Raw genomic sequence first — 6,538 nt, 5'->3', positions numbered from 1 at the left:
CAATATATCAATTTCATGCTTGTCACAAAGCATCTTAAATTCAGCAAACAGTTCCTCATAAATACAGATTCTTGTCTTGTCATAAATAAAGATAACATCAATTTTCTCATTAATAATATAATATATAAGCTTTTCCATCCCTCTACTTCTAAAATGCTTACCACTACCTATCTCTCTTGCTACTGCAAAAACATTTGCATTGAGTATATCTGCATATTCTTTAAGTATATCCTCTTGATACTCAAGTAAAGATTTTGCTTCTTTAGATAAAACTCTACAATAAATAAATACTTTTAATTCTTTCATTTAGTTTCCTCCTTCAGGTAAATATCCCTTCACTTCTTACATAAGAAACTAAAAATTTTTTTCGCCGTCTTTTAATTTATTTTTTAAAATTTTTTGTATTTTTTTCTTTCTTTTTCCAACAGTATAGATAGGTATATGTAATTTCTCTGATGTTTCTGCAATTGTCATTTCCTCTAAAAAAATACAGATTGCTATATTTTTATATTGATTTGGTAAACTGTAAATTTCCTGAACAGCTTTCTTAGCCAAATCTTTAATGTATATTTGACGAACAAAATCAACATATTTACTTCTGTTAAAAATAAAAGAAGTAGCTAAATCCATGTCCGAATAATACTGGACCGAATTTGCTACTTCCCTTTCTTTGTTATACTTTATTTTCATGTAACTTCTAAGACAAGTTAAATATATTTCTTTATCTACTTTTACATATACTCGATTAACTTTTATAAAATATGTATTTAATCCATCCTTGTTTGTTATTCTTTTAAAATCTTCTTTTTCATAGTCATTGACTTTATACATTATATACCTCCAACAATTTAAATTTTTTTAAATCATTGGAGGTGGTGCTCTAATATAATACATTACTATAATAATTCAAATAATCAGATAGTTATAAATTGTTATTTTACTAAGCATACTCATACAAAAATAATCTATATCTTAAAAGTATAATATAAAATTAAACTTAAGATATAGATTAGCCATTCTCTCAAAAAACTGTTTACTTATTATCAAGATATTAATTATTTATACTTTTTAAATCGAGATAAAGATTTCGGTTCATGTTTTTGACCATAAATAATTGCACATGCACTATTAACATTTGACACAGCAATAAGTGAAAGAGATTTTCCAAATAGATTCAAAATAAATTTTTTCATCATTTTATAAAGCAGATATATATTACATTCTGCTTTATGTTCACTTCCTTTCTTTTTATTTCTTGATTTTAAGATATCATAAAAATAAATTAATATATATATGTCATGAATATTTAGCATACTTTATGTCAAAAAATTTTTTTATTTATAATAAATGCTTATAATATATACATTTTTATTTATTTTGTATATTAGCTATGCACAATATAATTTATATGCATATTACAATTCAAAAATTGTCAATTATACTTAATTTATATCAAAAATTTATGAAAGGTGGCACAAAATGTACACTACGCAAAAAACTGGTATAAAAACTATAAGAGAAAAATTGGGTATATCAGCATTAGATTTATCCAAAAGAATCAACGTTAATATTTCTGTTATATCTAGCTGAGAAGCTGGAATTGGAATTATTCCGTCATCCACTTTAAAGGAATTAATGAAAATATTAAATACAAGTTCAGAAATGATTTTGTTTGGAGTCGAAAAGAAAGCACTTAATATTGATTCATTATTGGAAAACCAAAAATTATTTATATTTCATTTCTATGATTTAATTAAAAATAGCGATACATATAAAAACACTCAAAATATTAATTTTACAAAGAATTCCTATTTTGCACATAATACATCAGAAAAAATAAAATATATACGTGAACATATTTTAAATGTTAATCAATCAGAATTTGGAAAAATGCTCAATGTTACAAGAGGCAGTGTAAGCAATTGGGAAAATGGCCTATCTAAGCCAAACCTATCACATATAAGTATGATATGTACGATTTGTCATATAACAACTGATTATTTATTAATTGATAATCATCCATTAGAAATTTCTGCAAGAGATTTAAGCAATGATGAGTATAAAATAATAAGTGATTTAATAGCATTTTTTCACAATAAAAACAATTCGGAGGAATTATGAAAAATAAAATTTATACATATTTAATATCCAACAATGTGCAAATTGATCAAGATGTTTTTGATTATGGATTCTCATATTTTAAAAAATATATATTTTACGTATTTATTACCATTCCCTTTATTATTTACTTTAAACTTTATTTAAATGTCATTCTTTTCCTAGCACTATTTATTCCTTTAAGAAAATATCTTGGTGGTTATCATTTTAATAATGATGTCATTTGTATATTATTTTCTTCATTTATTTCTATTGCTATCTCTTATTATTCTAATATCTGTAATATTTCGTATCTGTATTATATTTTCTCCACAATAGCTATTTTACTTTTATCATATTTTTTAGCTCCTGTTGAACATAAAAACAAGGAATTAAATTCTTATGAAAAAAATATATATAAGTTTAAAGCTATAAAAATAGAAATTATTTTTCTGTTTTTTTCAGTATTAGCTTACATATTTTCCATTAATACATTAATAAATTTATTATTCTATATAAATATAATAAATATCTTCAATTTAATAATTGGTAATCTTCTTAATGAAAAATGCCAATAATATTTATTAACCATCGAAATTTTGTTATTATAATAATATAGAATATCAGTGGGAAAGGTTTGATGTTTATGCTAAAAATATTGATTTATGATGACAATGAAGATGATATTAAACAACTTTTGCATTGTATCAATGTATATTTTGATGATATAAAAATAGAGTATGTTACAAAAATATGCAAAGATTCACAAATGCTTTTTGAAATCATAAAAGACTATGATATTCTTTTTTTAGATATACAACTCAATCATGAAAATGGTATTGATATTGGATTAAAATTAAAACATATTTATCATGACTGCAGAATAATTATTATTTCAAACTACATGAAATATGCACTAGAGGGATATAAAATACACGCTGATAGATATTTTTTGAAACCAATTACACAAGAATTGTTCAACATTGAAATGGAAAATATTATTAAAAATCATTTTAAAAAACATCTTGGTTTTTATGACCCTAAAATATCAAATAAAAAAATATTTTATAATGAGATTTTATACATTGAATTATATAGCAGGAAAACAATTATTAATATTTCAAGCGGAGAGAAGTATAGTACTTATTACCCACTTAAATACTGGTATGAAAAATTACATGAATACGGTTTTTCATACTCTCATCAATCTTTTATTGTCAATTTAGCACAAATAAGTGCATTTGGTAAAAATGAAGTATTTCTAATTTCTAACGATGTTATCCCTCTGTCTAGAAATTCTAAGCATACTTTAGAAGCAGAATATGCGAAATATTTACAAGGAGTCTTATAAGATGGTTATAATATTTGATTTACTATCTTTTTTATTAATTAATTATCTTGCTGTAAATCTTTTAACAATAAAACGAAATCATTATGCTAAATATGCACTATTTATATCTACTTACATTTTAATCTGTTTACTCAATTTAAATGGAATAAATATGTTTAAAGCTTTAGGATTACTGATACTATATATAACATATCTTTTAATTCAATATAAGGGAACTTTGTTATCATATTGTTTTGTGGTTATTCCTTTTTTTACATTTCAAATATTTTCCGAAACATTAGTTGCTTTTATTTTATCTAATAACTTCATAGTTCCTTTTTTCCATCATACTTTTTTATTCACTTATTCATTTTCTTTTATATTGGGATTATTCGGATCTTTTATATTTCTTGTAATATTGACACTTTTATACACTAAAATCATAAAATATATCCAAATCAACAATTTACCATATTATACTTGTTTAATCTTTATCGTACCCATAGTATTACTTTTTTTCATGATCATTGAGGCAAACTATTTTAATTCTTTCAATAGTTTCCCTCAACAATACAGTATAATTATTATTTTATGCATATTATCTTATATTTTGACAAGTATTATTTTTATATTGATTATTAATTATAATAAAAATACTTCTGATTTAAAAATTGAAAAATATAAATCAGAACTTATAGAATCAAAATACAAATTAATAAACCAACATTATTTATACAATTTTAATTTCTTTCATAACCTTATTCACTCATACTCACATCTTTATAAATTAATTAATGATAATGAAATCGCTTGTGCAAAAGAAGAAGTACAAAAACTTATGGATGAAACATACAAAGAATTTAATATGATTTATTCAAATTCAATTATCTTAAATTATTTAATAAATCAACGTCTGCAAACATTTAAAAATAAAAATATTGAATGTGTTGCTGTGATAGAAGATGAAAAAATAAACATTATTAATTTTGAAGCACAATTTAATTTTTTTGATTATATTTTGGACATAAGTGAACATCAGGCTGATTTTCTAAAGAATGATCGTTCAATTATTCTTATTAAATCCAAAACCATAGCTAGTAGATTAGTTATACAGTGTATCTTTCCTTATCATGATTTGAATATATCTGCATTTAAAGATAAACTATCTTCTATCCTATATCAATATCAATACCAAATCGATATTGATATTGAAAATAATAATAAACTAAAATTAATTATCTGCTTCTTAGGTAAAAATAAACGTTAGCTTTCCTACTACTCAAAAATTAATATTACCTAAATTGTATTTAGATAATCATCTTTTACAATGACAAGATTGAAAATTTCAATATCATAAAAACATCATTAATTAAAAGTTTATTAAAATCAAAATATTTATTTCAATTTTTTATCAATCCTAACACCAACATATACTGTTTATATTTTATAAAAATTAACAAAACAACTTCATTACAATTCGATATTATGTCATGGAAGGTCAGTTAAACCACTTGAGATGATTGACCAGTTTTATGGAAATTATTGCTTAACATAAATTAGAACAACTTATTACCTATGCTTTAACACTTATCCTTAATCTTAACCACTGATAAAATCAGTGGTATGGACCAGCCCTGTAAGGGCATGTTGTTGTGCAAGTCCTTCTCGACCACTGAAGGTTGACAACCACAACACTTTCACATTTTACCCCTTAAAGGGGTTTTTCTTTTTATTTGATTTTCTCTCCTGTAAATGGATCAATAAATTCTTTCATGCTCATCTGATCTGATAGCTTATCTTCCTGTAATTGATTTTTTATATAATTCTTGACTGCTTCCTCGTTTATGTCCTACTGTCACACAGTAATACCCTTTTGACCAAAATTTTCTATTCCCATATTTATACTTCATGTTTGCATGTCTATCAAATATCATCAATGTTGACTTGCTTTTCAAATATCCCATAAACGCTGATACACCATTCTTCGATATTTTGCTATAATGACTATATGATATTTGCAATTATATGTTGTATGTGAATATTTCACTTTAAAAATCGAATAGTATTACTTGTTTGATGTCGTCATCACACCAGTGTGATGACGATTTTTCTTTTATTTTTGTTTTTCTTTGTAAGCACTATATAATAAAGTTTATTTGAAAAGTTAATTGAATTGATAAGATAGATCCTATAATTTAACGGGAGGATTTAAATTAATCTTTCAGTTTTATTTTTATATAAAATAGATTTAACTATAACCTTACTGTAAAATCAGAATTTCATTATTAATGATTATTTCACGTTCTTCAACCACTTAATTCACAACATCAGCACCAGCAGTAGATAATTATAGCACCACCTATGCAAATGAATAGCACCATTCAAAAAAACTTTCTTAAAATATGAATAAATCTTGTAGAATTGACTTTGTAGTGATATTTTTGATGCCTATCTACAATTAAATATTACATCAAAAAGAATATATATTATATGGCTGGTCAACCTAATCGGAATGATTGATCAGTTTTATCTGAATTAATGATAAACTTAAATCATAATGCTTAATCAGCTATAACTTAATAACCAAGAATGAATATTAGTGGGTTTATAAATAGCTGGACAATGAGTTTGATACATACATTAAATACTCAATTTTACACATTGAAATATCTACAACACGTAATTAAAGAATAGATCTGACAAAAACTTTTTTAGGCATAATAAAAGTTCTTCTTTCGCTATAATAATGATGGTCGGTTCATGATAACAAAAGTGGTGCTAATCTGTGTATTAATGATGCTTTATATGTAAATTGAATATTATAAAATAGTGCTTAAACTCTGTATCGGTAATGCATAACGCATGAAATAATCACCAAATTATATACAAAAAAGAATTTGAATTTTTGGTAACTACTTTAAAGTTTTTCAAAATTACAACGTATAAACTTTAAAAATTTTTAGAATACTAAATACTAGATTTTAAATTACCAAATTTTTTGTATCAAATTTTTTTGTTTTTTATAATTTTCCTTATTTAAAAAACCAGTATATTGAATAGAGTGATGAATTTATTTCTATTTCAAATAATATTTTGAACTCATGTAGACAT

The 6,538-nt window shown here is 23.7% G+C and carries 7 protein-coding genes and 1 pseudogene; 4 read left to right on the top strand and 4 right to left on the bottom strand.

The annotated features are described in order from the left end of the window. The 3 genes from ACZYT4_RS13845 to ACZYT4_RS13835 all read right to left on the bottom strand — a co-directional run. A partial coding sequence (locus ACZYT4_RS13845) for a recombinase family protein (protein ID WP_463786903.1) occupies nt 1–306 on the bottom strand: 306 nt, incomplete at its 3' end. 48 nt (nt 307–354) lie between these two features. Continuing rightward, complete coding sequence (locus tag ACZYT4_RS13840) at nt 355–831, bottom strand: sigma-70 RNA polymerase sigma factor region 4 domain-containing protein (RefSeq protein ID WP_463786901.1); 477 nt, start codon at nt 829–831, stop codon at nt 355–357. A gap of 224 nt (nt 832–1,055) precedes the next feature. Further along, entirely contained in the window at nt 1,056–1,193 is a 138-nt protein-coding gene (locus ACZYT4_RS13835) for a cyclic lactone autoinducer peptide (protein ID WP_463786899.1), read from the bottom strand. A gap of 442 nt (nt 1,194–1,635) precedes the next feature. On the opposite strand from ACZYT4_RS13835, the gene ACZYT4_RS13830 reads away from it, so the two are divergent. The 4 genes from ACZYT4_RS13830 to ACZYT4_RS13815 all read left to right on the top strand — a co-directional run bounded on the left by ACZYT4_RS13830 (nt 1,636) and on the right by ACZYT4_RS13815 (nt 4,694). Then, a complete protein-coding gene (locus ACZYT4_RS13830) occupies nt 1,636–2,121 on the top strand; it encodes a helix-turn-helix domain-containing protein (protein WP_463786897.1) in 486 nt (161 codons plus the stop codon). Beyond that, on the top strand, nt 2,118–2,675 hold the full coding sequence (locus ACZYT4_RS13825) for an accessory gene regulator B family protein (protein WP_463786894.1): 558 nt from the start codon (nt 2,118–2,120) through the stop codon (nt 2,673–2,675). Before ACZYT4_RS13830 ends, ACZYT4_RS13825 begins: the two co-directional genes overlap by 4 nt. Before the next feature lie 68 nt (nt 2,676–2,743). Then, nucleotides 2,744–3,448 carry a LytR/AlgR family response regulator transcription factor gene (locus tag ACZYT4_RS13820; RefSeq protein WP_463786891.1) on the top strand — a complete coding sequence of 235 codons (705 nt, stop codon included), beginning with the start codon at nt 2,744–2,746 and terminating at the stop codon, nt 3,446–3,448. A gap of 1 nt (nt 3,449) precedes the next feature. Further along, complete coding sequence (locus ACZYT4_RS13815; protein WP_463786889.1) at nt 3,450–4,694, top strand: hypothetical protein; 1,245 nt, start codon at nt 3,450–3,452, stop codon at nt 4,692–4,694. A gap of 462 nt (nt 4,695–5,156) precedes the next feature. Here ACZYT4_RS13815 and ACZYT4_RS13810 read toward each other — a convergent pair. Next, nucleotides 5,157–5,483: pseudogene (locus ACZYT4_RS13810) on the bottom strand (transposase). Nucleotides 5,484–6,538 lie beyond the last annotated feature (1,055 nt).

The organism is Massilimicrobiota sp. mt181 (assembly GCF_055420065.1).
The sequence above is the reverse complement of the archived record's forward strand: the minus strand, read 5'-3'. Positions and strand labels throughout refer to the sequence as shown.